The organism is Isoptericola sp. NPDC019693, from assembly GCF_044389085.1.
Taxonomy (GTDB): Bacteria; Actinomycetota; Actinomycetes; order Actinomycetales; family Cellulomonadaceae; genus Isoptericola.
Genome location: NZ_JBIRXP010000001.1, coordinates 368477 through 394307 on the forward strand (window position 1 = coordinate 368477; position 25831 = coordinate 394307).

The following is a 25831-nucleotide window of genomic DNA, read 5'->3' on the forward strand; positions in this document are numbered from 1 at the left end:
CGGTTGGCTCTGACGGGGCACCCGGCGGGGTTTGCGACAATGGGGGACGTGACTTCCACCCTCGATCCCGTCAGCACCGACGCCGCACGCGTCCTGCCGCCGCTGCAGATCGGGCCGATCACCGTGGACACCCCGGTGGTGCTGGCGCCGATGGCAGGCGTCACCAACCGCGCCTTCCGCACCCTGTGCCGGGAGGCCGGGGCGTCGCAGGGCTACGACCCCGGGCTGTACGTCGCGGAGATGGTGACCAGCCGCGCCCTCGTGGAGCGCAACGTCGAGTCGTTGCGGATCGTCACGTTCGGCGACGACGAGACGCCGCGCTCCGCGCAGGTGTACGGCGTCGACCCCGCCACCGTCGGCGCCGCGGTGAAGATCATCGCCGGGGAGGACCGGGCCGACCACGTCGACCTCAACTTCGGCTGCCCCGTGCCCAAGGTGACGCGCAAGGGCGGCGGCTCCGCGCTGCCGTGGAAGCGCCAGCTGTTCACCGACATCGTCCGGGCGGCCGTCGAGGCGGCCGAGCCGCACGGCGTGCCGGTCACCGTGAAGATGCGCAAGGGCATCGACGACGACCACCTCACGTACCTCGAGGCGGGCCGGATCGCCGAGTCGCTCGGCGTCGCGGCGGTGGCGCTGCACGCCCGCACCGCGGCCGAGTACTACTCGGGCACGGCCGACTGGACCGCGATCGCGCGGCTCAAGGAGGAGGTGCGCGGCGTCCCCGTGCTCGGCAACGGCGACATCTGGTCCGCCGAGGACGCGCTGCGCATGGTCCGCGAGACCGGGGCCGACGGCGTCGTCGTCGGGCGCGGGTGCCAGGGCCGCCCGTGGCTCTTCGCCGACCTCGCCGCCGCGTTCCACGGCGTCACGACGCGCGTGCGCCCGGGCCTGCGCGAGGTCGCCGACACGATCTACCGCCACGGCGAGCTGATGATCGACTACTTCGACGGGGACGAGGGCAAGGGCATGCGCGACCTGCGCAAGCACATGGCCTGGTACCTCAAGGGGTACGTCGTCGGGGGAGACGCGCGGCACGCGCTCGCGATGGTGTCCACGCTGGCCGAGCTGCGCGAGCGGCTCGACGCGCTCGACCTCGAGCAGGGCTACCCGGGCGAGGACGCCGAGGGCCCGCGCGGCCGCGCCGGTTCCCCGAAGCAGCCGCACCTGCCGTACGGATGGCTCGACTCCCGCGACCTCGACGCCGACTTCGAGGCGAAGCTGCGCGAGGCCGAGCTCAGCGTCAGCGGCGGCTGACACCGCCGAGGTAGTCCCACCCCCGCCGAGGTAGTTCCGACCTCGGCGGGACTCGAACTACCTCGGCGGGTGGGGATGCCGTCAGGCGCGGAGCCAGACGGTGGTGTCGGCGGGGACGCGCGTCTGCGGGTCGGCGGAGCGGTCGGTGAGCACCGGCCCGGAGGAGAGCAGCACCTCGGCGCCGCGGGGCAGGAGCACAGGCTCGGTGCCCAGGTTCGCCAGCACGACGACGTCCTGGTTGCGCAGCGCGACGACGTCCGGGGAGTCGGCCCACGCGTCCAGCCAGGCGAGCGCGCCCTGGCCCAGCCCCTCGGCCTTGCGCAGGGCGAGCGCGGCCCGGTACGTCTCGAACGTCGACCCGGGGACGCCGTACTGCACGTCGGCGGCGTAGCGGGCGAACGACGCGGGCTGCGGCAGCCACGGCTCGCCGGCCGGGCCGAAGCCGAACCCGGGGGCGTCGGCCGCCCAGGGCAGCGGCACGCGGCAGCCGTCGCGGCCGGCCTCGGCACCGCCGGTGCGGAAGTGCCCCGGGTCCTGGCGGACGTCGTTCGGCAGGGAGGTGTGCTCGGGCAGGCCGAGCTCCTCGCCCTGGAAGAGGTAGGCGGACCCGGGCAGGCCGAGCATGAGGAGGCTCGCGGCGCGGGCGCGCCGCAGGCCGAGCTCCTCGTCGGGCTGCGGGTCGGTGGCGAAGACGCCGTTGACCTTGAGCGACGGGTCGGCGGAGCCGAGGCGAGACGGGTGACGCACGACGTCGTGGTTGGACAGCACCCAGGTGGTGGGCGCGCCGACCTCGTCGTTCGCGCGGTAGGACGCCTCGATGACGGTCCGCAGCGCGGCGGCGTCCCAGCCGGTGGTGAGGAAGGAGAAGTTGAACGCCTGGTGCATCTCGTCCGGGCGCACGTAGCGGGCGAGGCGGCTCAGCGGCTCCACCCACGCCTCGGCGACGAGGCAGCGGTCGCCGTCGTACTCGGCGAGCACCTGGTGCCACGCGCGGTAGATCTCGTGCACGCCGTCCTGGTCGAACATCGGGCCCTGGTTGCCGGCACCCGTGGAACCGTCCTCGGGCGCACCCGGGTCCACGTCCCCGGTGCTCTCGCCGGCCGCGTCGTCGGCGGAGCCGGCGACCATCTCGACGTGCCCGTCCCAGTCGGGCAGGCCCTCGGCCTTGATCATCCCGTGCGCGACGTCGACGCGGAACCCGTCCACGCCCCGGTCGAGCCAGAAGCGCAGCACGTTCTCGAACTCGGAGCGCACCTCCGGGTTGGTCCAGTCGAGGTCGGGCTGCGTCGAGTCGAACAGGTGCAGGTACCACTGGCCCGGGGTGCCGTCCGGCTCGGTGACGCGCGTCCAGGCGGGGCCGCCGAAGATCGACTGCCAGTTGTTCGGCTCCTGCGAGCCGTCGGCGCCGCGGCCGTCGCGGAACATGTACCGCGCCCGCTCCGGGGACCCGGGTGCGGTGGCGAGCGCCTCCTGGAACCAGGCGTGCTGGTCGGAGGTGTGGTTCGGGACGAGGTCGACGATGACGCGGATGCCGCGGGCGTGGGCGCCGGCGAGCAGCTCGTCGAAGTCGGCCAGCGTGCCGAACAGCGGGTCGACGTCGCGGTAGTCGGCGACGTCGTAGCCCGCGTCGTTCTGCGGGGACCGGTAGAACGGGGACAGCCAGACGGCGTCCACGCCGAGCGTCTCGAGGTGGTCCAGCCGCGCCGTCACGCCGGGGATGTCACCGATGCCGTCGCCGTTCGCGTCGGCGAACGACCGCGGGTAGACCTGGTAGATCACGGCGTCGCGCCACCACTGCCGCGCGGCGCCGCTCCCCGCGTGCACGACGGCGCCGGCGCGGCGCAGGACGCCGCCGCCGTCGGCCGTGTCGTCGGCCGGCGTCGCGGCGGGGACGGACTGGGTGGAGGTCATCGCTGGCTTCCTCACCTGATCGGGGTCTGGGGTCGGCACGGTCGGTCGATCCGTGCCAGACCGTCGAGTGTAAGCGTTGCTGCAACGGTTGCAGCAACGACCCCCGAAATGCGACCCTCAGGCCTTCGGCGCGGCCCCCGTGGAGCCCCGCACGACCAGCTCCGGCGCGAACAGCAGCTCGGTGCGGGTGGCCCGCTCGCCCTGGATCTCGGTGAGCAGGGCGCTCACCGTCGCCCGGGCCATCGCCTCCACGGGCTGGCGCACCGTGGTCAGCGGCGGCTCGGTGAACGCGATGAGCGGAGCGTCGTCGTACCCGACGACGGAGATGTCGTCGGGCACCGACAGCCCCCGCGACCGCGCGGCGCGCACGGCGCCGAGAGCCATGAGGTCGGAGGCGCAGACGATCGCCGTGTGCCCGGCGTCGACGAGCTCGGCCGCGGCGGCCTGGCCGCCCTCGAGGGTGTACAGGCTGGAGCGCACGTGCTCCCGGGCGGCCGCCTCGTCGTCCGCCAGGCCGTGCCGCACCAGCGCGGCGAGGAACGCCGCGAGCTTGCGGCGCGAGGGCACGTAGCGCTCCGGTCCGATCGCGAGGCCGATGCGGCGGTGCCCGAGGGTGAGGAGGTGCTGGACCGCGACGTCCACGCTGGCCGCGTCGTCGGGCGAGACGAAGGGCGCGTCGATCCCGGGCGCGTAGCCGTTGACCAGCACGATCGGCACGCCCTGGCTGCGCAGCATGGAGTAGCGCGTGTGGTCGGCGCGGGTGTCCGCGTGCAGGCCGGAGACGAAGACGATGCCGTCGACGGAGTGGTCCACGAGCGTGCTGACGTACTCGTCCTCGGTGGTGCCGCCCGGCGCCTGGGTGCACAGCAACGGCGTGTAGCCGCGCTGGGCCAGGATCGACTCGATCGCCTGGGCGAAGGCGGGGAAGACGGGGTTGGTCAGCTCGGGGACGATGAGGCCGACGAGGCCGGCGGAGCGACCGCGGAGCACCGAGGGTCGCTCGTACCCGAGGACGTCGAGCGCGGCGAGCACGGCCTGCCGGGTGGAGCTGGCCACCCCGGGCTTGCCGTTGAGCACGCGCGACACCGTGGCGGTCGACACGCCTGCCTGCTCCGCCAGGTCGCTCAGTCGGGTTCGCACCCGAGGAATCGTAGGGGACACGGGACCTCCTCGTCCTGAGGTGGGACGCCGGCGGTTCCGCCGCCGGTCGTCTGCGCGTCGCCTCGTCGTTGCCGCGCGTTGCTGAAAAGTTATCGCAAGATCTTGCATCATGCTGCAACGGTCCGTACGTTGTGGGCATCAAGGGCCCCGCGACGAGCGCGTCGCGAGGCCGTCCACCCGATGACAGCTGGGAGTAACCACGATGCGAAGGAGCATCCTTCTCGCCTCGGCCCTGGCCACCACCCTGGCCCTGACGGCGTGCGGCAGCGGCGAGCCGAGCGGCGACTCGAACGCCGACGCGGACGCGAGCGCCACGCCCGCGGCCTCGGGCTCGCTCACGGTCTGGGTCGACGAGACCCGCGAGGCCGCGGTGACCACGGCCGCCGAGGCGTACGAGGCGGAGTCCGGCGTCGACGTCGAGATCGTCCAGAAGAACTTCGAGGACATCCGCGCCGACTTCCTCGCGCAGGTGCCCACGGGCGAGGGCCCCGACATCACCGTCGGCGCCCACGACTGGCTCGGCGAGTTCACCTCGAACGGCGTGGTCGCGCCGATCGAGCTCGGCGACAAGGCGGGCGACTTCATCCCGGTCTCGGTGCAGGCGTTCACCCAGGACGGCCAGGTCTACGGCCTGCCGTACGCCATCGAGAACATCGCGCTGATCCGCAACACGGAGCTCGCCCCCGAGGCCCCGGCGACCTTCGACGACATGGTCGCCGCGGGCAAGAAGGCCGGCACCAAGTTCCCGTTCCTCATCCAGTCGGACGGCGACAAGGGCGACCCGTACACCTACTACCCGTTCCAGACGTCGTTCGGGGCGCCGGTCTTCGAGCAGAACGACGACGGGTCCTACCGCCCGGAGCTCGCCCTCGGCGGCGAGAACGGCGAGGCCTTCGCCACGTGGCTCGGTGAGCAGGGCGACGAGGGCAACCTCAGCATCGACATCAGCTACGACATCGCGGTCGAGGCGTTCGCCAAGGGCGAGTCGCCCTTCGTGATCGGTGGTCCGTGGATGCTCGAGCAGTTCAAGGACCTCGACCTCGCCGTCGACCCGATCCCGGCCCCGGGCGACCAGCCCGCGCAGCCGTTCGTCGGCGTCCAGGGCTTCTACGTGAGCGCGCAGAGCAAGAACGCGCTGCTCGCGAACGACTTCCTCGTCAACTACATGTCGACGTCCGAGGCCCAGACGGCGCTGTTCGAGGCCGGCGGCCGCCCGCCGGCGCTCGTCGAGGCCGCCGACGCCGCGTCCGCGGACCCGCTGGTCGCGGGCTTCCGTGAGGTCGGCGCCTCGGCCGTGCCGATGCCGTCGATCCCGGAGATGGGTTCGGTGTGGTCCTTCTGGGGCGTCACCGAGGCCAGCATCATCTCGGGCAAGGCCGCCGACCCGGTCAAGGCCTGGAACAAGATGGTCTCCGACATCGAGGGTGCGCTCGGCTGATGTCGCGTGCCCGCTACAAGGGCGCCGAGGCCGGCTCCGGGACCTTCTCCGGAGCCGGCTTCGCCGTCAAGCTCGTGCTCATCGCGCTCGTGGACGCCCTGGGCGTCTTCGGCGTGCTCGCCGCGTGGCGTGCCGGCTCGTGGGGGATCCTCGCGGCCATGGTGGCGCTGCTCGTCGCCGCGAACTGGGTGTACTTCACCAAGCGCTCGCTGCCGCTGAAGTACATCCTGCCGGGGCTGGCGTTCCTGCTCGTCTACCAGGTGTACGTCGTCGGCTACACCGGCTACGTGGCCTTCACCAACTACGGCGACGGCCACAACTCCACCAAGGAGCAGGCGGTCGACGCCCTCCTGGTGCAGAACGAGCGCCGGCTCGAGGGGTCCCCGGCCCTGCCGCTGACGGTCGTGGAGAACGGGGACGGCGAGCTCGGGTTCGCCGTCGTCGAGGACGGGGTCGCGGAGGTCGGTTCCGCCGACGAGCCGCTCGAGGCCGCTCCCGACGCGACGCTCGACGGCGGCAGCGTGACCGAGGTGCCGGGCTGGACGGTGCTCGACCGCGCGACCGTGCTCCAGCGGCAGGACGAGGTCACCACGCTGCGCGTGCCCGTGTCCGACGACGCCGCCGACGGCTCGGTGCGCACCCAGGACGCCCGCACGGGCTACGTCTTCCAGCCGGTGCTGGAGTACGACGAGGCCGCGGGCACGATGACGGACACGTCGACCGGCGTGGTGTACACGCCGAACGACGACGGTCAGTTCGAGTCCGCCGACGGAGAGACGCTGCCCGTCGGGTGGCGGGTCACGGTGGGCTTCGAGAACTTCGCGACGGCGTTCGGCGACGAGCGGTACGCGGGCCCCTTCGTCAAGATCCTGCTGTGGACGTTCGCGTTCGCGGTGCTGTCGGTGGTCACGACCTTCGCGCTCGGCATGTTCCTCGCGATGGTCTTCAACGACCCGCGGCTGCGCGGGCGCAAGATCTACCGCACCCTGATGATCCTGCCCTACGCGATGCCGGGGTTCCTCGCGGCCCTGCTGTGGTCAGGCATGCTCAACAAGAGCTTCGGCGTGATCAACCAGGTGCTGCTCGGCGGGGCGGCGATCCCGTGGCTCACCGACCCGTGGCTCGCGAAGCTGTCGGTGCTGGGCGTCAACCTGTGGCTGGGCTTCCCGTACATGTTCCTCATCTGCACGGGTGCGCTGCAGTCGCTCCCGGGCGACGTGTACGAGGCCGCGCGGATCGACGGTGCCGGGAAGTGGCGCACGTGGCGCTCGATCACGATGCCGCTGCTGCTGGTGGCGACCGCGCCGCTGCTCATCTCGAGCTTCGCCTTCAACTTCAACAACTTCACGCTGATCAAGATGCTGACGAACGGCGGGCCACGGTTCGACGACGCGTCGGTGCCGCTGGGGCACACGGACATCCTCATCTCGATGGTCTACAACGTGTCCGGGCTGGACGGCTCCGCGCCGCGTGACTACGGGCTCGCCAGCGCGCTGTCCATCGTGATCTTCGTGGTGGTCGGGGTCATCTCCGCCATCGCGTTCCGCCAGACCCGCAAGCTCGAGGAGCTGAGCTGATGACGACGCCGACCGAACGCGCCACCTCGCGCCGGCCCGCGGCGACCGGGGCCGGGGAGCAGGTGCTGCGGCACCGGATGAAGCCGGGCCGGTGGGCCCGGGAGCTGGGCTGGCGGCACGTGGTGGGGGTCGTGGCGGTGCTGTACGCCGTCTTCCCGATCGTGTACGTGGTGTCGGCGTCGCTCTCGCCGAGCGGCACCCTCACGGGGTCCAACGAGCTGTTCGCCGAGGTCAGCGGCGTCAACTACGCCGAGCTGGGCGACACGAGGTTCTGGACCTGGATGGGCAACACGCTGGTCATCGGCGTCTCGACGGCCGTGGGCACGGTGCTCATGGGAGCGGCCGCGGCGTACGCGTTCTCGCGCTTCCGTTTCGCCGGCCGGCGCCTGGGCCTGACGTCGCTGCTGATCATCCAGATGTTCCCGCAGATGCTCGCGTTCGTCGCGATCTTCCTGCTGCTCATCTCGCTCGGCGAGGTCGTGCCGGTGCTGGGGCTGAACTCCAAGCTGGCGCTCATCTGCGTCTACCTCGGCGGCGCCCTCGGCGTGAACACGTTCCTCATGTACGGGTTCTTCAACACCGTGCCGCGGGAGCTCGACGAGGCCGCCAAGATCGACGGTGCCTCGCACGCGCAGGTGTACTGGACGATCATCCTGCGCCTCGTGACGCCCATCCTCGCCGTCGTGGCGCTGCTGAGCTTCATCAGCACGTTCGGCGAGTTCATCATCGCCCGGGTGGTGCTCCAGTCGGAGTCCAACTGGACCCTGGCCGTGGGGCTCTACGGCTGGGTGTCGTCGCTGCTCGAGGCCAACTGGGGCCTCTTCGCCGCGGGCGCCGTCCTGTCGGCGATCCCGGTGCTCGCGCTGTTCCTCTTCCTGCAGAAGTACATCGTGGGCGGCCTGACGGCGGGCTCCGTCAAGGGCTGAGCCGGCCAGGGCTGGCCCGGCCGCCACGAGGTTCGCGCGGATCCACCCGCGATCCTTGTGGCGGCCGTCACAGCAGGGTCCTAGCCTGGGCGTCATGACCGACGACCCGCGCACCTACGCACCGGACCTCGCGCGTCTCACCGACGCCGCCGACGACTCGTTCTCCGTGCGCCGCGCGTACGGCGAGCCCTACGAGCACCAGGGCCAGCTGATCGTCCCCGTCGCCAAGGTGTGGGGCGGGATCGGCACCGGCTCCGGCGGCGGCGCGGGCAACGGCGCCGCCAACGGCGCCGGCACCGGCTCGGGCAGCGGCTCCGGCCGGGGGACCGGCCAGGGCAAGGGCGACGGCAGCTCGCCCGGGTGGCGCCGGTCGTTCAGCGTCGGGTCGGGCGGGTCCGACGCCGCCGCCGAGCCCGCCGGCACGGCGGAGAACCAGGACGCGCCGCGCGGCGCCGGCTCCGCGCACGGGGACGCCTCCGGCGAGGCGCAGGGCGACGCCAAGGGCGAGCTGCAGGGCGAGGCCCACGGTGAGGGGCACGGCGAGGGCGGCGGCGGGGGCGGCGGCTACGGCCTGCGCGTCAAGCCCGTGGGCGTCTTCGTGGTCTCCGCGGAGGGCACGCGCTGGAAGCCGGTGCTGGACCTCAACAAGGTGATCCTCGGCGGGCAGGCCGTCGGGATCGCCATCGCGCTCGCCGCCGGGTGGGCGATCGGGCGCCGCCGCCGCTGACCGTCCCCGCGCCGGTCCGGCGGAGCGCCGCCGGACCGACGAGAGGACGACATGACCCCGCAGACCCTGACGGCCGCACCCGCGGCCGTGCGCACGCTCCTGGGCGCGGCGCACCACGACGGCTCCGCGCTGTACGCCCCGACGACGACGCCCGCGCTCGGCGACGAGGTCACCGTGCGGGTGCGGGTGCCGCGGGGCAGCGGCGTGCGCGACGTCCGCGTCCGGACCGTGCACGACGGCGAGCCCCGCCTCCTGCCCGCCCGGCGCGACGGCGGTGACGCGCACGAGGACTGGTACGCGGCCGACGTCGTCGTGCACCACCCCGTCACCTCCTACCGCTTCTTCCTCGACGTGCCGGGCGGCTACCGCTGGCTCGACGGGCGCGGGGTGCACGACCGCGAGGTGCCGGACGCCGCGAGCTTCCGGCTCACGACGCACGCCCCCGCCCCGGGCTGGCTGCGCGACGGCCTCGCCTACCAGGTCTTCCCCGACCGCTTCGCGCGCTCGGCCGCGGCCGAGGGCCGGGACACGCCGGGGTGGGCCGTGCGCGCCGGGTGGGAGGACGAGCCCGCCGGCTCCGGCCCGCTCGCGGGCACGCAGTTGTTCGGCGGCGACCTCGACGGCGTGGCCGAGCACCTCGACCACCTCGAGGCGCTCGGCGTGCGCACCCTGTACCTGACGCCCGTCTTCCCGGGCCGGTCGAACCACCGCTACGACGCGGCGACGTTCGACCACGTCGACCCCTTGCTCGGTGGCGACGCCGCGTACGCGCGCCTGGCCCGGGCCGTGCACGCGCGCGGGATGCGGCTCATGGGCGACATCACGACCAACCACACCGGCGACGGGCACGAGTGGTTCGCCCGGGCGGTGGCGGACCCGGCGTCGCCCGAGCGCGACCTGTACCTGTGGGACGACGGCGGGCCGGACGTCGTGCGCCCGGCCACGTCGCGCCGCGCGGGGGACGGGTACGTCGGCTGGCTCGGCCACGGGTCCCTGCCGAAGCTCGACTGGGCGGCCGAGGAGACGTGGCGGCGCATGGTCACCGGCGACGACGCCGTGATCGCCCGGTACCTGCGCGAGCCGTTCGCCCTCGACGGCTGGCGCGTGGACGTCGCCAACATGACCGGGCGGCGGGGGAGCGCGGACCGTGCCCACGCCGTCGCGCGTGCGCTGCGCGAGCGCATCGTGGCCGAGCGGCCCGACGGCGCGCTCGTCGCGGAGCACTTCCACGACGCGGCGGCGGACCTGGCCGGCGACGGCTGGCACGCGAACATGAACTACGCCGGCTTCACGCGGCCCGCCTGGTCGTGGCTGGTGCCCGCCGGGTCCGACGTGCCGTTCCTCGACCTGCCCGTTCCGGTGCCGCGGCGCCCGGCGGCCGCCATGGTCGAGACGATGCGCGAGGTCGCGGCCCTGGTGCCCTGGGGCGTGACGGCCACGCAGTGGAACATGCTGGGCTCGCACGACACGCCCCGGTTGCGGTCGATCGTGGGCTCGCGCGAGCTGGTCGAGGTCGCGGCGGCCCTGCTGTTCACCTACCCGGGGGCCCCGGTCGTCTTCGCGGGCGACGAGGTGGGCGCCACCGGCACGAACGGGGAGCACGCCCGGACGACGATGGCGTGGGACCAGGCCGCCCGCGGCGGCCCGCGGTGGGACGCCGCGACGCTGGACGTCTACCGGCGGCTGTCCGCGCTGCGCTCGTCGTCGGCCGCGCTGCGCGACGGCGGCCTGCGCTGGGCCGCCGTGCACGACGACGCCGTGGCCTACCTGCGCGAGACGCCCGACGAGCGCGTGCTCGTCGTGCTCGCCCGGGCGCCGTGGCCGGGCGTGCGGCTGCCGGGGCACCTGCTGGCGGCGGGCGGCGAGCCGGAGGTGCTGTACGGCGGGCTCGCCGTCACCCGGAGCCGCGACGGCCTGGACGTCGCCGGCGACGGGCCGGGGGTCGCCGTCGTGCGCCTCGCCTGACGCGCACCTCGATCACGGGGCCGAGCACCTGACCGATCACCTGACCGAGCACCTGTCGCAGCCTGCGCGCGTGGCACCATCGGGGGCGTGACCCGAGACCTGGAACGCATCGCCGTCGTCTCCGACGTCCACGGCAACCTCGGCGCGCTCGAGGCCGTGCTCGCGGACATCGGGGCGCGCGGGATCACCCGCGTGATCAACCTCGGCGACGACGCGGGCAAGGGGCCGCGGGGCAGCGCCGTCGTCGACCGGCTGCGCGAGGTGTGCGAGGCGGACGTGCGCGGCAACTGGGACGACTTCCTGCCGCGCCTCGGGGCCGAGGCGCCGCCCGAGATGGTGTGGTGGCGCGACGAGCTGCGGCCCGACCAGCGCGCGTGGCTCGGCGCCAAGCCCCTGTCCCACGACCTGCTGCTGTCCGGCCGCCGGGTCCGGCTGTTCCACGCCTCGGCGGCCGACGTGCACACGCGCGTGCACTTCCACCACACGCCGGAGGAGTTCGCCGGCATGTTCGCCGCGACCGAGCTGACCGGCCCCGGGGCCGAGCCCACGGTCGTCGGCTACGGGGACGTGCACGACGCCTACCTCGAGACGTGCCGCGGCCGCACCCTGTTCAACACGGGCAGCGTGGGCAACCCGCTGGACGACCCGACCCCGGTGTACGCGATCCTGGAGGGCGTCCCGGACTCGCCGGACCCGGCGCCCTTCGGCATCCAGCACGTGCGCGTGCCCTACGACGTCGAGGCGGAGCTCGCCGTCGCGCGCGAGGCCGGCATGCCCAGGAACGTCGAGTGGGAGCACGAGCTGCGGACGGCGGAGTACCGCGGACGGATGACCGTCTCGTCGTGAGGCCGGGGCGTCGGCGGGGATGGCTAGGCTGCCCCCGTGCAGACGTTCGAGCAGGGCGCATTCGACGCCGACGTGCTGGGTCCCGCGGCGCGCCCCGACACGGGGGAGGAGTGGCTCGGGTCGTACACGGACGCGGACACCGAGCGCTGGTACCCCGAGCCCCCGAAGTCCAAGCACCGCACGGCGTTCGAGCGCGACCGCGCCCGCGTGGTGCACTCCTCGGGCCTGCGGCGGCTGGGCGCGAAGACGCAGGTGCTGGGGCCCGGCAGCGACGACTTCGTGCGCACGCGGCTCACGCACTCCCTCGAGGTGGCGCAGGTGGGCCGGGAGATGGGGCGCGCGCTCGGCTGCGACCCGGACCTGGTGGACACCGCCTGCCTCACGCACGACCTCGGCCACCCGCCCTTCGGGCACAACGGCGAGCGGGCGCTCGCAGAGGTCGCGGCGGGCATCGGCGGCTTCGAGGGGAACGCCCAGACCCTGCGGCTGCTCACGCGCCTGGAGCCCAAGATCTTCGCCGGCGACGGTTCGCCCCGGGGCCTGAACCTCACGCGCGCCAGCCTGGACGCGAGCGTGAAGTACCCCTGGGCGTTCGGCGCCGGCCCCGCGCGTCCCGACGGCGCGCCCACGCCGAAGTTCGGCGTCTACCCCGACGACCGCCCGGTGTTCGAGTGGCTGCGGCGCGGTGCGCTCGGCAGCCGGGCGCGGTGCATGGAGGCGCAGGTCATGGACCTCGCCGACGACATCAGCTACTCGGTGCACGACGTCGAGGACGCCGTCGTCGGCGGCCGGCTCGACCTGCGGGTGCTGGACGACGCGGACGAGCGGGCCCGCGTCGCGGCGCACGTGCGCGCCTGGTACGGGAGCTGGCACGAGCCGGAGGCCATCGACGCGGCCCTGCGCCGGCTGCGCGACACGGGCTACCTGGTGACGGACTTCGACGGCTCGCGGCGCGCGCTCGCCCGCCTCAAGGACGCGACCAGCCAGCTCATCGGCCGGTTCAGCGGGGCGGCGCAGGACGCGACGCGCGAGGTCTTCGGCGACGGCCCCCTCACCCGCTACGTGGCGCGGCTCGTCGTGCCGCAGGAGACCGCGGACGAGATCCTGGCCCTCAAGGGGGTCGCGGTCGCGTACGTCATGGCGCCCCGCGAGTCCGAGCCCGTGTACGGGCACCAGCGCGAGATCGTCGCGGAGCTCGTCGAGGTCCTGACGGACCGCGCGCCCGACGCCCTGGAGGCGCCGTTCGCGGCCGACTGGCGCGCGGCGGCCGACGACGGCGCCCGGCTGCGCGTCGTCGTCGACCAGGTCGCGTCGCTCACGGACGTCTCCGCCTTGCAGTGGCACGAGCGGCTCGTCCGAGGGAAAGATGTCACGCCGCGGGAAGGTGTTCCCCGCTAACTAGACAGTGAGTTTGGCATCGGGCCCCAGAGCGGGCCATGAGATGGCATTGAGTCGAACGGCCGCGGCAAGTCCTGCAAAATCTGGAAAGAGCACGGGCCGAGACCGATTGTATGTCGTCTCAAGATGTATGCGCAAGGTTCGCTTGATGCCTGGTGGAAATACGAGAGCCACGAATGGTAGGCGCGGCGGCCTTCCTTGGCGCCTATTAGTCGTCAGGGTGTGGGTCAAGGTTTCGCTCCCGGGGGCTTTGGCGCGCGGATCGAACTCGAACGCGTCAATGCCGTCAATAATGGGATGATCTGGTGTCGAACCGAAAAGGAATAGGCCCTGCTGGGAGGCCATCCGATCGTCCCGGATGCTCGGGTCGAGCACGCATGGCTGTCGGGTCTCGCACGTGTCAACGATGGCGCGAGCAAGGTGCCATCCAGGGTTATCGATTGATCCATACGTGGCAGGGTTTAGGGCCGCGCTCGTGTGTAGCGACGGCGCGTCGGTCACGTCGAAGGCGAAGAGCGCGCCAGACGTGTTGCGTTCACCATTGGTCGACGACTCGGTCGCAAACCAAAGGGCTGTCATGGGGTCGGAAGTGACATCGAGTAGTCGCGTTGGAGAATCGTGATGTTGCATTAGAGCAAGCAGTGCTTGGTCGGTGAGAGTTCCTGCCGCGTCCAGGCGCCACTCTCTCGCCGCCTTGATTAGGACACGTTCGGCTTCCCGGATGTTGGCCTCGGAGGAATAGTCGAAGGACGGCATTAGACGCCCTATGTTTCGCTGCAATGAGCTCTGGATTGGCCAGCCCGCATTCCGAACGCCGCGCCATACGTATCGGCGTCCAAGTTGAAAAGTCCCGATGCGGCTTACTGCGCGAAGGAGAGAATCTACCGTTTCGCATCGGAGCCCCCAGCCCTCCTTGACCCAATCAATCTTGCGAGCGTGTGCGGCCATGTCGAGACGATACTTGGGACATGGCCTCGCATCCAGTGTTGATCTGGAGAATTGCGGACTGGCCGTCGCTCCTACTCAGGATTCCTGCTCGGCCATCCACGCGTCGCTCGCGCGCTGGACGTCCGCGGGGGTGACGTCGTCCGCGACCTGCGCGAAGAACCACCGGTGCCCGGCCGGGCAGCGCACGGCGGCCTGCCGGAAGCCGGGGAACCAGTCGCCGGGCTCCTGCGTGCTCCGCGCGCCCGCGGCGACCGCGCGGGCGTGCGCGGCGTCGGCGTCGTCCACGTAGAGCGTGAACGAGCCGGTGGTCGCGCCGTCCGGCTCCGGCGCCACCGCGCCCTCGGCGGGGAAGGCGGCGGCCACGGTGAACGTCGAGGCGCCCCGGGCGGTCGAGATCCGCAGGTCGGAGTGGATGATCGCGTCCCCCGCGGTGATCGTGTCGATCACCTCGGCGCCGAGACCGGCGACGTAGAAGTCGATCGCGGCGCGCGGGTCGGCGACCGTGAGGTTCGGGTGCAGCGGTGACAGGTCCATGGCTCTCCCTCCAGCGTGCGTCCGGGTGGTCCCGGCGTTCCCTCCCCATGCTGGTGTCGGCGGGTGGGGGCAGTCTTGGAGGAATGCGACAGGTGTTCGAGCCGGCGGCGTCCCGGGCCGGGGCACGGGGCCCGACGGCGACCACCCGGGGGCTGGTCGACCCCGCGGCGGCGCGCAGCGGGTTCGAGCTGGTGCGCCTGGACCCGGCACCCGACCTGGCGGACCTCGTGGAGCGCCACTGGGTGGTGCGCTGGGACCTGCCGCCGGGGACGGAGTTCACGCAGGTGGTGATCCCGCACCCGAACGCGAACGTCGTCGCGGAGGCGGACGGGTTCGCCGTCCACGGGATCCCGGGCGGGTTGTTCGCGCGGACCCTGCAAGGGTCGGGCGCGGTGCTGGGCACCAAGCTGCGGCCGGGCGCGCTGCGGGTGCTGGCCGGGGGACCCGGCGCGCTGCGCCCCGGGCTGGTCCTGCCGGCCGCGGCCGCGCTGCCCGGCTCGCGCGGCCCGTCCGGGCCCGACGTCGAGCGAGCCGGCCGACGCGCCGCAGCCGCCGCGCGGGCGGGGGACGACCTCGGGGCGGTCGCGGCCGTGACCCCGGTGCTCCGAGAGGCGGCGACCGCCCGGCGCACGCCGCGGGCAGGCCTGGCCCTCGACCGGGTCGCCCGGGTGCTCGGCGCGGTGGTCGCGGGGGAGCTCGGCCCGGACGCCGGGGTCGCGGACCTCGCCGCCCTGGTCGGGACGACGCCCCGGTCGCTCCAGCGGCTGTTCGCGGGGTGGGTGGGCGTCAGCCCCAAGTGGGTGCTGCAGCGCCACCGCGTGCACCTGGCGGCCGAGCTGCTGGCGGCGGACCCGGGGCGTCCCCTCGCCGGGCTCGCCGCCGCCGTCGGCTACTACGACCAGGCTCACCTCGGCGTCGACTTCGCCCGCGCGCTCGGGACGACGCCTGCCGCCTACGCGCGCCGCTGCGCCGCGTCCCGGGCAGCCCTCGGGGCGGCGCCCGGTCCGCCCGTCGACCCCTCCCTGGGGAGGGCCGCCCTGGTCACCTCCGGGCGCGCATAGACTCGGGCCCGTGGCGGGACTGATCAAGCGCGAGGACGTCGAGGCGGTACGGGAACGCGCACGGATCGAGGAGATCGTCTCCGCCCACGTCACCCTCAAGCCCGCCGGGGTCGGGTCCCTCAAGGGGCTGTGCCCGTTCCACGACGAGCGCACACCGTCGTTCCACGTGCGGCCCGGCGTCGGGCGCTGGCACTGCTTCGGCTGCGGCGAGGGCGGCGACGTCATCTCGTTCGTGCAGAAGATCGACGGCATGGGGTTCACCGACGCCGTCGAGTACCTCGCCGACCGCGCCGGTGTCCAACTGCGCTACGAGGACTCCCGCACGGGTGCGGCCGCGGACCGCGGCCCCCGCGAGGAGCCGGGCCGGCGCCAGCGACTGATCGAGGCGCACAAGGTGGCCGCCGAGTTCTACTCCGAGCAGCTCTTCGGCCCGGGGGCGCAGGCGGGACGGGCGTTCCTCGCGGAGCGCAGCTTCGACCGCGCCGACGCCGAGCACTTCGGCGTGGGCTACGCCCCGACGGGCTGGGACGCCCTGCTGCGCCACCTCCAGGGGCGCGGGTTCACGCAGGCGGAGCTCGTCGCGTCCGGGCTGGTGAGCCAGGGGCAGCGCGGCATCTACGACCGGTTCCGCGGCCGCCTCGTGTGGCCGATCCGCGACGTCACGGGCGCGGTGATCGGCTTCGGCGCCCGCCGCCTGTACGACGAGGACCAGGGCCCCAAGTACCTCAACACCCCCGAGACGTCGCTCTACAAGAAGTCCCAGGTGCTGTACGGGATCGACCTGGCCAAGAAGTCCATCGCGCAGGGCAAGCGGGTCGTGATCGTCGAGGGGTACACGGACGTCATGGCCGCCCACCTGTCGGGGGTGGACTCGGCGGTGGCGACCTGCGGCACCGCGTTCGGCGGCGACCACGCCAAGGTGGTGCGCCGCCTGCTCGGCGACACCACGGCGGGCGGGGGCCTGCAGCTCGCGTCGGGCGCCTCCCTGGGCGGCGAGGTGATCTTCACGTTCGACGGCGACGCGGCCGGGCAGAAGGCCGCCGTGCGCGCGTTCGGTGAGGACCAGCGGTTCCACGCCCAGACGTTCGTCGCCGTCGAGCCCGGCGGCATGGACCCCTGCGAGCTGCGGATGGCACGCGGCCCCGAGGCCGTGCGGGCCCTGGTCGACGGTCGGCAGCCGCTGTTCGAGTTCGTCATCCGCACCACGCTCGACACGTTCGACCTCGACACCGTCGAGGGGCGCGTCGGGGCGCTGCGCGCGGCCGCGCCGCTGGTCGCGGGGATCCGCGACCGTTCGATGCAGCTCGGCTACTCGCGCTCGCTGGCGCGCTGGATCGGGATCGACACGGAGGACGTCCGCCGGGAGGTCGCGCGCGCCGCCTCGACGCCGTCGCGCGGCACGCGCCAGGACCAGCGCCCGGACCAGCGCCGCGACGCGCGCGCCGAGCCCGAGGCCGCCCCGGCGCCGGCGGTGCTCTCGGCCCCCGACCCGCGCGACCCCGTGGCCCGGCTGGAGCGCCAGGCCCTCGTCGTCGTCCTGCAGTATCCCCAGCACGTGCCCGCGACGTTCGACGAGCTGGGCGAGGACGCGTTCGGCGTCCCCGCCTGGCGTGCGGTGCACGACGCCGTGCGCGCCGCCGGCGGCGTCGCGGCCGGCCGCGAGGTGGGCGGCGGCCGGTGGGTGGAGGCCGTGACCGAGCAGGCGCCGGAGACCGTCGCGCCGCTGGTCACCGAGCTGGCGGTCGCCCCGGTGCCGGAGGACCGCGAGTCCGTGATCGGCGCGTATGTGGCCGACGTCGTCCGCGCGCTCGTGGACCTGGGGCTCACCCGCCGCATCGCGGACGCGAAGAGCCGCCTGCAGCGCCTCGACCAGGAGAAGGACCCGGCGGCCTACCAGCAGGCCTTCACCGACCTGCTCGCCATCGAGCAGCAGCGGCGCACGCTGCGCGAGCGCGCCGGCTCCTGACGGCGGTCCGCGTCCCTCACAGGCTCCGCGTGAGGAACACCGAGTCCCCGTGGACGGCGTCCGGCTCGACGCGCCCGGACTCCGCGAAGCCCACCTTCGCCAGCACGCGGAGCGAGGCGACGTTCCAGGCGCGGACGGTGGCCCACAGGCGGCGGTGGCCCGCCTCGCGCGCCCACGCCACCACGGCCCCGGCGGCCTCCGTCGCGTGGCCCGCGCCCCAGGCCCGGCGGAGCAGCTCGTACGCGAGCTCCGGCTCGTCGGGCCCGAGGGCGCCGTCGACCAGCCCGCAGTAGCCGATCACGTCGCCCTGCTCCCGACGCTGCACGGCGAGCAGCCCGAGCCCGGGGGCGCGGTGTCCGTCGCGGATCCACCCCTCGATCTCGGCGACCGTGGGACGGTCGGCCTCGTCGAGCCGGCGGTGCGGCGGGACACGGGGGTCGCGCTCGGTCCACAGCGCGCGGTGGACGCCGGCCTCGTGCTCGCGCCACGGGCGCAGCAGCAGGCGCTCGGTCTCCAGGGCGAGCTCCGCCCCTCGCGTCGACAGCACTCCCATCCGCCGACCCTAGCCGCCGGTGGGCGCGGCCCCCGGGGACGGTCGTCGGAGGTGCCGCGCGAAGAACCGCGCCGCGTCCTGGCCGGCGAACGCCGGGACGCCGGTATGACCGCCCAGGTTGGCCTGCAGGGTCTTCTCGGACGAGCCGAAGGCGTCGAACAGGGCGAGGGCCGCCTGGCGGTCGTTGCCCTCGTCGTCCCACTGCAGCAGCACGTGCACCGGCACCGTGACCCGCCGGGCCTCCTCGAACGTGGACCGCGGCACGTAGCTCCCGGCGAAGAGGCCGGCGGCCACGACGCGTGGCTCGACCACCGCCAGCCGCACGCCGACGGCGATCACGCCCCCGGAGAACCCGACGGGCCCGCCGACGTCGGGCAGGGCGAGCAGGGCGTCCAGGGCGGACCGCCACTCCGGGACGGACCGGTCCACGAGCGGGAGGACGAGCCGGTCGACGACGTCGTCGGGGACCGGACGGCCGGAGGCGAGCGCGCCGCGCAGGTCCGCGCGCGCCCGGTCGGCACCGGGCAGCGGCGACCGCTCGCCGCTGCCAGGGGTCTCGAGGGTGGCCGACGCGATGCCGTCACGGGCGGCGTGCCGGGCGCGCCCCGCCAGCCGGGGATACATGCGGTCCAGGCCGAGGCCGCCGGGCTGGCCGAGCAGGATCAGCGGCGCGGGCCGGGACGGCGTGGCCGTCGCGGGGGTCCACAGGACGCCGCGGACGCCGTCGAGGACGAAGCGGCGCTCGAGGACGCCGTCGTCGAGCTGCTGCTCGGCCGTGAAGGTCAGCGCGGCGTTCGGCGTCGGGCCCGGGACAGGGCTCATGGTGGTGCCCATCGATACCGCCTCCCTGGCCGCTCGCGCGCGGCCACCGGGATGCTAGCCGGGGGCGCCCGGCCTCCTCCAGGCGTTTTCGCTCACGCGGCCGCCCCGGCCCGGGCGCGCCGCTCGCGCGCCTCCTGGAGGTCGGCCGGCATGAGCGCGGCGAGCACGACCAGCACCACGGCCACGGCGACCAGCAGGACGAAGACGAGATGGATCGCCGACATCAGCCCCGGGCCCGCCGGCGTGCCGTCCGGGCCGAGCGTGGTGCGGGCGTTGACGATCGCGCCGCACACGGCCACGCCGACGGCCGACCCGAGCGACCGCGCGAACATGTTCGTCCCCGTCACGGCGCCGCGCTCGGTGAACGAGGCCTGCGACTGCGCGGCGATGAGCGTCGGCACGGCGGTCAGGCCCATGCCCGCACCGATGACGAAGCACGCGGCGGCGACGGCGAGCACCGACGACCCGGACGCGAGCAGCAGCGTGAGGGCGGTGCCGACCACGACGAGCGACGTCCCGATCATGGCCGTGTACCGGAAGCCGATCCGCAGGTAGAGGCGGCCCGCGTTGGAGGCGGACAGCGGCCAGCCCACCGTCATCGCCGCCAGGGCGAACCCGGCGACGAGCGGCCCGGTGCCCAGCACGCCCTGCGCGTAGATCGGCACGTACGTGGACAGCGCGAGCACGACGACGCCCACGAGCAGCGAGACCGTCGTCGAGACGCCCACCACCCGGCGGCGCAGGATGGCGAGGTCGACGATCGGGTGCCGGGTGCGGCGCGCCTGCACGGCGAACGCGGCCAGCAGCAGCACCGCGACGGAGAAGATCACCACCGACGGCAGGGAGCCCCAGCCCCAGCGCGTGCCGCCCTCGAGCAGGCCCAGCAGCAGCATCGTGCTGCCGCCCGCGAGGAGCGCCGCGCCGAGGTAGTCGATCGGCTCCCGCCCGGCCGTGCGCGGGGCCTCGTGATAGCGGCGCGCCAGCATCCACGCGGCGAGCGCGCAGAGGGGGATGTTGACCCAGAAGATCCAGCGCCAGCTGGTGAACTGGGAGAACACCCCGCCCAGGGTCGGGCCGACGACGGCGGAGATCGCCCACACCGACGCGAGGTAGCCCTGCGTCTTCGCCCGCTCCTCGAGGGTGTAGATGTCCGCGGCGATCGTCATCGACACGGGCATGACGGCGCCCGCGCCGAGCCCCTGGAGAGCGCGACCGGCGATCAGCACCCCCATCGTCGGCGCGGCGCCGGCGAGCACCGACCCGGCAAAGAACAGGGCCACCCCCGCGAGCATCAGCCGCTTGCGGCCCAGGACGTCGGCCAGCCGCCCGAACACCGGGGTGCTCACCGCCTGGGCGAGCAGGTACGTGGAGAACAACCAGGGCAGCTGGCTGAAGCCGCCGAGCTCCCCGGCGATCGTGGCCGACGCGGTGGCGATGATCGTCGCGTCGAGCGCGACGAGCGCCGTCGAGAGCATCAGCGACAGCAGGATGGGGCCACGCTCGGAGCGCAGGCCGACGGAGGCATGACCGGTCGTGGGCACGTGAGGCACAAGCCCACCGCGGGCGGCGCGTATTCCCGGGGCGGGCAGGGGTGCCGGCGCGACGGTGCCGGCGAAGGTGCCGGTGCGACGGTGGCGGTGCGAGACACTGGACGCCCCCCGACACCCCCACGAAGGATCGTCCGTGAGCCAGACCTGCGCGCCGCCCGCCCCGCTGTACCTCGACTGCGACACCGGCGTCGACGACGCGCTCGCCCTCGCGTACCTGCTGGCCTCGCCCGAGATCGACCTGGTGGGCGTGGGGACCGTGCACGGCAACGTCGACGCGCCGCAGGGCGCGACCAACACCCTCGACCTGCTGGCGCTCGCGGGCCGTGACGACGTGCCCGTCGCCGTCGGGGCCCACGACCCCCTCGCGGGCTCCTACGACGGCGGCGTGCCGCACGTCCACGGCCGCAACGGCGTGGGCGACGTCGTGCTCCCGGCGTCGGGCCGCTCGCCCGCGGCGGGGACCGCGGTGGACCTGCTCCTGCGGCTGTCGCACGAGCACGCCGGCCGCCTGCGCGTCGTCGCGGTCGGCCCGCTGACCAACCTCGCCCTCGCGCTCCGCGCGGACCCGACGCTGACCAAGCGCGTCGTCGACGTGACCGTCATGGGCGGGGCCGCCCTGCACCCGGGCAACGTCACGCCCGTCGGCGAGGCGAACATCGCGAACGACCCCGAGGCGGCCGCCGAGGTGCTCTCCGCCGACTGGGACGTCACCCTCGTGCCGCTCGACGTCACGATGGCCCACCTGCTCGAGGAGACCGACCGCAAGACGCTCCTCGAGGCGGGCACCACCCTGGCGCCGTGGCTCGGCGAGGTGCTCGACCTCTACTTCGGGTTCCACGTGCCCACGTTCGGCCGCCGCTGCTCCGCCCTGCACGACCCGCTGGCCGCGGCCGTCGCGGTCGGCGGCGTGACCCCGACGCTGGCGCCGCGGGTGCCCGTCGTCGTCGACACCACCGACGGGCCCGGACGCGGCCAGACGGTGTGCGACCTGCGCGGCCGGTACGCCGGGTACCCCGACGTGCCCGGCGCGCGCACCCGGGTCGTCCTCGCGACCGACGCGCCCCTCACCCCGCAACTCCTCGAGCGCCTGCTCACCCTCTGACCCCCGACGACGCCCGCCCGAGACACCGAGAGCCCGGAGAGACCGATGCCCGCGACACCGCCGCCGTCCGACCCCGCCCCGTCGGCCCCGTCCGCCCTGTCGGCCCCATCGGCTCCGTCCTTGGTGGTGGTGGGCTCCGCGAACGCCGACCTCCTGGCACGCACCGCGGTGCACCCGGCGCCGGGGGAGACGGTGCTGGGTCGCGACCTGGCGGTGCTGCCCGGTGGGAAGGGCGCCAACCAGGCGGTGGCGGCCGCGCGGCTAGGGGCTCGCGTGGCGTTCGTCGGTGCCGTGGGTGACGACGAGTTCGCCGACGCCGCCACGTCGGGGCTGCGGGAGGCCGGTGTCGACCTCGAACGTCTGGTCGTCGTGCCGGGCGGCACGGGGGTCGCCGTGGTCACCGTCGCGGCGGACGGGGAGAACTCGATCGTCGTCATCCCCGGTGCGAACGCGTCGGTGGGCCCCGACGTGGTGCGCCGGCACGCGGACCTGCTCGCGACGGCCGACGTCGTGGTGCTCCAGGGCGAGATCCCGCGCGCCGGGATCGAGGCCGCCGCCCAGCTGGCCGGCGGGCGCGTGGTGATGAACCTGGCGCCGGTGATCGACGTCGAGCCCGGGGTGCTGCGGCGCGCCGACCCGCTGGTGGTCAACGAGCACGAGGCGCACGGCGCTCTCGGGCTCCTGGAGTCCGGGGGAGTGAACCTCGGCGGCGTGACGGACGGTGACGTGACGGACGACGCGGTCGTCGCCAGGCTGCGCGCCGCGGGCGTGCCCTCCGTGGTGCTCACTCGCGGGGCGCACGGCGCGCTGGCCGCCGCCGCGGACCTCGACGACGAGGTCGTCGCCGTCCCCGCGCCGCACGTGGAGGCCGTCGACACGACCGGGGCCGGAGACGCGTTCGTCGGCGCGCTGGCGGCCGAGCTCGCGCGGGGGAGCGGCCTCGTCGACGCCGCCCGGGTCGCCGTCCGCGTCGGCGCCTTCGCCGTCCGGGGTCCCGGCGCGCAGCCGTCGTACCCGTGGGCCGGGGACGACCTGCCCTGACGGTCGCGACGTCGACGCGGGCGCGGGGAGGGTGGAGTTCGCCTAGAGTGGCTGTTGCCTGCGATCGAGCCATGGTCACCCGGCAGGAATCGCGCGAGACGAGGGACGAGACGTGGGCACCAGCGGAGGCATCAACCTGAGCGACGACGGTCTCGTGTGGGAGATGTGGGGCGAGATCGACGTCGCGGTCGCCCACGAGGTCCACGCCACGCTGGAGGCCGCGGGCGACGGCCGCAAGACCCTCGACATGCGGAGGGTCACGTTCATCGACTCCTCCGGCCTGCGCCTCGTGATCCTGGCCTGCGAGGACGGTGCCCGCCCGCGGGTCGTCGGAGCGTCCTCCACCGTGCGCGAGATCTTCGAGATGATGAGCTTCGACATGCTGGTCGACCTCGTGGACGACGACGCGGCGGAACCTTCCGGCGAGCAGCGTGAGGACGTGACCGCCGGTTCGGAGTAGCGCCGCCGCGCGCTGTCGGGAACGACTGTCGGCGCGGGCGCACGGGCGGTGCGCGGGACGAGCGAAGGGCGGGGTCGACGACCCCGCCCTTCGCCGCGTCTCGCGGTGCTGCTACTTGTCGAAGGCGTCCTTGGCGTCGTCGCCGGCCTGCTTCAGGTTGGCGGCGGCCTGGTCCTTCTTGCCCTCGGCTTCGAGCCGCTCGTTGTCGGTGGCCTTGCCGGCGCCCTCCTTGACCTTGCCGGCGGCCTCCTCAGCGCTGTGCTTGGCCTTGTCTCCGATGCCCATGTGATGCCTCCTTGGTGGTGCCTACTCGACGGGCCGGCGGCAGGAACCCCGGCCCGTTCGCGCCCGCGTCTTGAGCGCCAGGGGTCAGGAACGCCGGCGTCCGGTCGCCCACGACCAGATCAGGACGACGATGATCGAGCCGATGAGAGCAAACGCCCAGGTCCCCAGGTCGAAGAACTCCTCGTTCACGTCCGTGCCGAAGACCGCGGACGCGATGAAACCACCCACGATCGCTCCCACGATCCCGAGGAGGAGGGTGACGATCCAGCCACCCTTCTGGGCCCCGGGAACGATCGCGCGTGCCAGGGCGCCCATGATCAGGCCGATGAGGATCCAGCCGATGATGCTCAAGAGTCTCTCCAGTCGCTCGTGCATGTTCCCGACGTTTCGGATATTTCTCCGAACCGCCGAGAAATGACGATGGCACGGTGCCCGGATGCTCGCACCCGCGGCGGGGCGAGCGGCCCGAGCGGGACTGGGTGCTCGTCGTCCTGGTCCGACCATGGGCATCGTGCGGCCTTCCACGCACCTCGGGGGCGCGTCGTGACAGCGTGAACGCCGCACGTCAGTGGGCTGCGCGACCGCTACTGTCCGCACCATGACCACCCCGCAGAGCCCCGCGAGCCCCCCGAACGCACCCACGATCCCGGTCCACGTTCCCCGTCCGCAGCAGGCCGCGTCCCTGGTGGGGATGGGTCTGCTCCTCATCCTGGTCGGCTTGGTGCTGACCTCAGCCGGAATGGTGTCGCCTCTCGCCGTGGTCGGACTCATGGCGTTCGCGGGCGGCGGGCTCGCGCTCGTGTTCGGCGTGCACCGCGCCGTACGCAACCTCGACTCGATCGCCGCCGCCAAGTACAACGAGTCGCTGCGACACGAGGACTGACCTCCGCCACGGCTCAGCCCTGGTCCCGCGTGGCGGACGCGTCGCGTCCCTCCTGGCGTCAGGGAAGAAGGCCGGGAAACGACCGAGGCCCTGAAACCCGGGTCACCAGGGTTTCAGGGCCTCATCTCGGCTCCCGCGGTTGGACTTGAACCAACGACCGTCCGATTAACAGTCGGATGCTCTGCCAGCTGAGCTACGCGGGATCGCGTGGTCGTCCGGCCTTTGGCCTTCGAACCGGGAAGAACAATACCAGGCTCACACGGGTAGTCCGGACGCTCCTCGGACCCGGGACTCCGTGGCGTCCACCACCCCGGCGACGCGCGGGTCGTCGAGGTCCACGCCCTCTCCGGCGATCGCCTGGGAGAAGAGCTCACCGTTCGCCGTCCTCCGGACGGCGACCTTGACGTCCCCGCCGGGCACCGCCACCGTCTCGGCCAGCACCACGGACCACTGGACCCGCTCGCGCAGGGCCTGGGGGAACGACGTGCGCTCGGCGTCCACGAGCCGGAGCACGGTGTCCGACGCGGCGTCGACCCACTCGATCACCAGCTCGGAGCGCTCGGGGTCGAACACACCGCGGTCGACGTCGCACCACGGCCGTCGCGTGACGACGTCCCGTGGGGCGGGGCCGGCGACGACGAGGTCGGCCGTGGTCGCCACGGCCCAACCGTCGCCGGCGAGCTCGGCGGACGCGAGGATCCGTTCGCCGCAGGCCAGGGGGAGGGCGCGGCGGACGTCGTCCGGGAGGGCTGAGCGGCGAAACCACATGGCGCCACCGTAGCGACCGACGGCCCGACGCGGGTGCGTCGGGCCGTCGTGCCGGGGCAGGGGTGGCGGGGGGCCGGAGCGTCGTGCGGTCGCCGGCGTCCGGCCAGGTCAGTCGGACTGCGTCACGGGAAAGGTCGCCCACACGTGCTTGGCGGTTCCCGACGTGTACCAGCCGACCTGGGCGGACAGCCGTTCCGCGATGAGGAGGCCGAGCCCGCCGTGGCCCGGTGGCCGGCCGCCGTCGAGCACGGGCACCCCCTCGACGTCGTGGTCGACGACGTCCAGGAGCCAGGAGCTGTCGTTCCGCAGCAGCCGGACGACGGTGGGCGGGCGGCCGTGCAGCAAGGCGTTGGTCGCGAGCTCCGAGGCGATCAGCACGAGCTTCTCGGCGGTGTCGTGCATCCCGGACGCGGCGGCGTCCGCCGGCCCGACGATGCGCGCGAGCGACGACCGCAACCGGCTGAGCTGCTCGGCGTCGGCGAGCACCCATTCCGCGACCGGGGCATAGCCGGGTCGTGGTGGTGCCATCGGGACCGTCGACGTGCCGGACGGGGTGGCGGCGTCGTCCAAGGGGCTTCCTCCAGGGCGTGGGAGAGGTCAGGGCGACCTCGGGTGCCGGCCGCGGGGCGCCGGGGCGCTTCGGCCGGGTCGAGCG

The 25831-nt window shown here is 73.7% G+C and carries 25 protein-coding genes and 1 tRNA gene; 14 read left to right on the top strand and 12 right to left on the bottom strand.

Annotated features, from left to right (window positions below; genetic code table 11):
* Positions 1 to 39 precede the first annotated feature (39 nt).
* Positions 40 to 1254: a tRNA dihydrouridine synthase DusB gene (dusB, locus tag ACH436_RS01710; protein ID WP_430558449.1), complete on the top strand. Its 1215-nt coding sequence runs from the start codon at positions 40 to 42 to the stop codon at positions 1252 to 1254.
* 81 nt (positions 1255 to 1335) lie between these two features.
* On the opposite strand, the gene ACH436_RS01715 is transcribed toward dusB, so the two are convergent.
* Complete coding sequence (locus tag ACH436_RS01715) at positions 1336 to 3165, bottom strand: glycoside hydrolase family 13 protein (protein ID WP_430558450.1); 1830 nt, start codon at positions 3163 to 3165, stop codon at positions 1336 to 1338.
* A 117-nt stretch (positions 3166 to 3282) separates the two neighbouring features.
* On the bottom strand, positions 3283 to 4305 hold the full coding sequence (locus tag ACH436_RS01720; RefSeq protein WP_430558451.1) for a LacI family DNA-binding transcriptional regulator: 1023 nt from the start codon (positions 4303 to 4305) through the stop codon (positions 3283 to 3285).
* Positions 4306 to 4528: 223 nt separating this feature from the next.
* Here ACH436_RS01720 and ACH436_RS01725 point away from each other — a divergent pair, with 223 nt between their 5' ends.
* From ACH436_RS01725 to ACH436_RS01755, 7 genes are all read left to right on the top strand, one after another.
* Positions 4529 to 5764, top strand: a complete 1236-nt coding sequence (locus ACH436_RS01725) for an extracellular solute-binding protein (RefSeq protein ID WP_430558452.1) — start codon at positions 4529 to 4531, stop codon at positions 5762 to 5764.
* The gene (locus ACH436_RS01730; protein WP_430558453.1) at positions 5764 to 7341 is read left to right on the top strand and encodes an ABC transporter permease subunit; all 1578 of its coding nucleotides are present in this window, start codon (positions 5764 to 5766) and stop codon (positions 7339 to 7341) included. The genes ACH436_RS01725 and ACH436_RS01730 overlap by 1 nt, the downstream gene beginning before the upstream one ends.
* Entirely contained in the window at positions 7341 to 8267 is a 927-nt protein-coding gene (locus tag ACH436_RS01735) for a sugar ABC transporter permease (RefSeq protein ID WP_430558454.1), read from the top strand. Before ACH436_RS01730 ends, ACH436_RS01735 begins: the two co-directional genes overlap by 1 nt.
* A gap of 94 nt (positions 8268 to 8361) precedes the next feature.
* Entirely contained in the window at positions 8362 to 8994 is a 633-nt protein-coding gene (locus ACH436_RS01740) for a hypothetical protein (RefSeq protein ID WP_430558455.1), read from the top strand.
* A gap of 51 nt (positions 8995 to 9045) precedes the next feature.
* Positions 9046 to 10959, top strand: coding sequence for a glycoside hydrolase family 13 protein (locus ACH436_RS01745; RefSeq protein WP_430558456.1), 1914 nt, complete (start codon positions 9046 to 9048; stop codon positions 10957 to 10959).
* Between the two features lie 87 nt (positions 10960 to 11046).
* Complete coding sequence (locus tag ACH436_RS01750; RefSeq protein WP_430558457.1) at positions 11047 to 11805, top strand: metallophosphoesterase family protein; 759 nt, start codon at positions 11047 to 11049, stop codon at positions 11803 to 11805.
* Positions 11806 to 11880: 75 nt separating this feature from the next.
* A complete protein-coding gene (locus ACH436_RS01755; protein ID WP_430559131.1) occupies positions 11881 to 13203 on the top strand; it encodes a deoxyguanosinetriphosphate triphosphohydrolase in 1323 nt (440 codons plus the stop codon).
* On the opposite strand, the gene ACH436_RS01760 is transcribed toward ACH436_RS01755, so the two are convergent.
* A complete protein-coding gene (locus ACH436_RS01760; protein ID WP_430558458.1) occupies positions 13204 to 14151 on the bottom strand; it encodes an FRG domain-containing protein in 948 nt (315 codons plus the stop codon).
* Between the two features lie 75 nt (positions 14152 to 14226).
* Entirely contained in the window at positions 14227 to 14685 is a 459-nt protein-coding gene (locus ACH436_RS01765; protein ID WP_430558459.1) for a VOC family protein, read from the bottom strand.
* 83 nt (positions 14686 to 14768) lie between these two features.
* Between ACH436_RS01765 and ACH436_RS01770 the strand changes: the two genes are divergently transcribed.
* Together ACH436_RS01770 and dnaG are read left to right on the top strand one after the other, a co-directional pair.
* Positions 14769 to 15746, top strand: coding sequence for a helix-turn-helix domain-containing protein (locus tag ACH436_RS01770; protein WP_430558460.1), 978 nt, complete (start codon positions 14769 to 14771; stop codon positions 15744 to 15746).
* Between the two features lie 10 nt (positions 15747 to 15756).
* The gene (gene dnaG / locus ACH436_RS01775) at positions 15757 to 17712 is read left to right on the top strand and encodes a DNA primase (protein WP_430558461.1); all 1956 of its coding nucleotides are present in this window, start codon (positions 15757 to 15759) and stop codon (positions 17710 to 17712) included.
* Between the two features lie 16 nt (positions 17713 to 17728).
* Here dnaG and ACH436_RS01780 read toward each other — a convergent pair whose 3' ends face one another.
* The 3 genes from ACH436_RS01780 to ACH436_RS01790 all read right to left on the bottom strand — a co-directional run bounded on the left by ACH436_RS01780 (position 17729) and on the right by ACH436_RS01790 (position 20628).
* Positions 17729 to 18265 carry a GNAT family N-acetyltransferase gene (locus ACH436_RS01780; RefSeq protein WP_430558462.1) on the bottom strand — a complete coding sequence of 179 codons (537 nt, stop codon included), beginning with the start codon at positions 18263 to 18265 and terminating at the stop codon, positions 17729 to 17731.
* Between the two features lie 9 nt (positions 18266 to 18274).
* Positions 18275 to 19099 (bottom strand): alpha/beta hydrolase, encoded by an 825-nt coding sequence (locus tag ACH436_RS01785; protein WP_430558463.1) that lies wholly within the window; start codon positions 19097 to 19099, stop codon positions 18275 to 18277.
* Between the two features lie 80 nt (positions 19100 to 19179).
* Positions 19180 to 20628, bottom strand: coding sequence for an MDR family MFS transporter (locus ACH436_RS01790; protein WP_430558464.1), 1449 nt, complete (start codon positions 20626 to 20628; stop codon positions 19180 to 19182).
* Positions 20629 to 20770: 142 nt separating this feature from the next.
* Between ACH436_RS01790 and ACH436_RS01795 the strand changes: the two genes are divergently transcribed.
* The 3 genes from ACH436_RS01795 (at position 20771) to ACH436_RS01805 (ending at position 23240) form a co-directional block, all read left to right on the top strand.
* Entirely contained in the window at positions 20771 to 21739 is a 969-nt protein-coding gene (locus ACH436_RS01795; RefSeq protein ID WP_430558465.1) for a nucleoside hydrolase, read from the top strand.
* 123 nt (positions 21740 to 21862) lie between these two features.
* Positions 21863 to 22780, top strand: a complete 918-nt coding sequence (locus ACH436_RS01800) for a ribokinase (protein ID WP_430559132.1) — start codon at positions 21863 to 21865, stop codon at positions 22778 to 22780.
* Between the two features lie 112 nt (positions 22781 to 22892).
* Positions 22893 to 23240 carry an STAS domain-containing protein gene (locus ACH436_RS01805; protein WP_430558466.1) on the top strand — a complete coding sequence of 116 codons (348 nt, stop codon included), beginning with the start codon at positions 22893 to 22895 and terminating at the stop codon, positions 23238 to 23240.
* Positions 23241 to 23351: 111 nt separating this feature from the next.
* On the opposite strand, the gene ACH436_RS01810 is transcribed toward ACH436_RS01805, so the two are convergent.
* Together ACH436_RS01810 and ACH436_RS01815 are read right to left on the bottom strand one after the other, a co-directional pair.
* Complete coding sequence (locus tag ACH436_RS01810) at positions 23352 to 23525, bottom strand: CsbD family protein (RefSeq protein WP_430558467.1); 174 nt, start codon at positions 23523 to 23525, stop codon at positions 23352 to 23354.
* 84 nt (positions 23526 to 23609) lie between these two features.
* The gene (locus tag ACH436_RS01815; RefSeq protein WP_430558468.1) at positions 23610 to 23876 is read right to left on the bottom strand and encodes a GlsB/YeaQ/YmgE family stress response membrane protein; all 267 of its coding nucleotides are present in this window, start codon (positions 23874 to 23876) and stop codon (positions 23610 to 23612) included.
* 247 nt (positions 23877 to 24123) lie between these two features.
* On the opposite strand from ACH436_RS01815, the gene ACH436_RS01820 reads away from it, so the two are divergent.
* Positions 24124 to 24408, top strand: a complete 285-nt coding sequence (locus ACH436_RS01820; protein ID WP_430558469.1) for a hypothetical protein — start codon at positions 24124 to 24126, stop codon at positions 24406 to 24408.
* Between the two features lie 130 nt (positions 24409 to 24538).
* Here ACH436_RS01820 and ACH436_RS01825 read toward each other — a convergent pair.
* The 3 genes from ACH436_RS01825 to ACH436_RS01835 all read right to left on the bottom strand — a co-directional run bounded on the left by ACH436_RS01825 (position 24539) and on the right by ACH436_RS01835 (position 25746).
* A tRNA-Asn gene (locus ACH436_RS01825) sits at positions 24539 to 24611 on the bottom strand.
* A gap of 52 nt (positions 24612 to 24663) precedes the next feature.
* Complete coding sequence (locus tag ACH436_RS01830) at positions 24664 to 25176, bottom strand: hypothetical protein (protein WP_430558470.1); 513 nt, start codon at positions 25174 to 25176, stop codon at positions 24664 to 24666.
* Between the two features lie 108 nt (positions 25177 to 25284).
* Positions 25285 to 25746 (bottom strand): ATP-binding protein, encoded by a 462-nt coding sequence (locus tag ACH436_RS01835; protein ID WP_430558471.1) that lies wholly within the window; start codon positions 25744 to 25746, stop codon positions 25285 to 25287.
* Positions 25747 to 25831: the final 85 nt, after the last annotated feature.